Genomic DNA, 1,407 nt, shown 5'->3' on the forward strand with positions numbered 1-1,407 from the left:
AGGGAATTTATATGAAAAAGTTAGCACTTTTATTAGGTTCTTTATTATTAGTTGGAGCAACTGCATCTGCAAAAGAGGCTGTAGTAGCACCAGTAGAAGTATCGAAAGAGGTAGTAGTAGTAGCAGACGTGGTTGAAGAAGTAGTAGTAGAGGAAGCTTTCAGACCATCTGGATACATTGGATTAGAGTACAGAGCATACGGAGAAACTGAAGGGCATGGAGATGAAATTGTAAGAAATGCTCAAGGAAATTTATCAGATACAAACCAAGATACTTGGAATAGAGGAGCGAATAACAGAGCAAGACTTCAAACAACATTTGGAGTTCAAATGACTGAAAATTCTAGACTAGAAGGAAGAGTTAGAGATTATACTAATTTAGATTCTAAAGATGACTCAGTAACAGGAGTAGGAAAAGCTTATGGAACAGAAACTAGATTAAGATACTCTTATAAGCATAATGATGTTTTAACTTCTAGATTACAATATAGAGATGAAGAGAATGATTCTCAAAACTTTGAGTATATGTTAAGATATACAGCGTATCAAAATAAGGGAGGATTACTGTCTAAAGTTGTTTTAGCTCCAAGTTTATATCATTCAATGGCAGCAGATAATGGTGGAAACTATTTAAACACAATTGGTTTAGATATTGAGTATGCAGGTAATTTACCATTTGGATTCACTTGGGACGGAACTTTATACTTAGATCAAAACTTCTATAACCAAGAGTTTAAAACATCAGCTACATCAACTAAGAAAAGATCATTTGATGTAACATGGGAGATTTATTTATATAGAACGTTTGGATTATATGCTGGAGAAAAGACAAATGTAGACTTTAACTTTGTTGGAGGATATGATCCATATATCTTCAGACAATATGAAAGATATACTCCAGCAAAAGCAGCTACATCAACTACATTAGCTGTTCCAGCATTGATAACTGAAAAGAATACATATAGCTTATATACAGCTTTAGATGTATCAGTAAACTACCAATTAACACCTGCTGTTTCTTTAAACGGTGGAGTAGGAGCAGAGTATAGAAACTGGGATAATGAAAACCAATCTACAGCTAATAATTGGAGATGGCAACCATATGCATTCGCAGGTATGAAAGTAAACTTCTAATTCTGTAAATATATAGAAAGTAAGTTTAAAATATTATTTCCTTGTAAGAATTATTCTTACAAGGAAATTTTTTTATAATAATATTTAATATGAGGAGGAAGAATGAAAAAATTCTTATTATATTTTATAATATCAACAGTTTTAATAGCTAATGTTCCAGAAAGAGTTAATAATAATATTGAAAAAAATTCATATACTCAAGATAACTCGAGTATATATGTTAGAGATCAAGAGAGAGCTTATAAAAGAATAGTTTCTTTGGGAGAAAAAGAGG

At 31.6% G+C, this 1,407-nt stretch carries 1 protein-coding gene; it reads left to right on the top strand.

The window, feature by feature from the left end; translation table 11 throughout:
- Positions 1-1,133: FomA family porin-like outer membrane protein (locus ACRDDY_RS11155; protein WP_438565027.1), on the top strand; the 1,133-nt coding region annotated here is incomplete at its 5' end.
- Positions 1,134-1,407: the final 274 nt, after the last annotated feature.

It is taken from the genome of Clostridium sp. (assembly GCF_051656525.1).
Lineage (GTDB): Bacteria > Bacillota > Clostridia > Clostridiales > Clostridiaceae > Clostridium.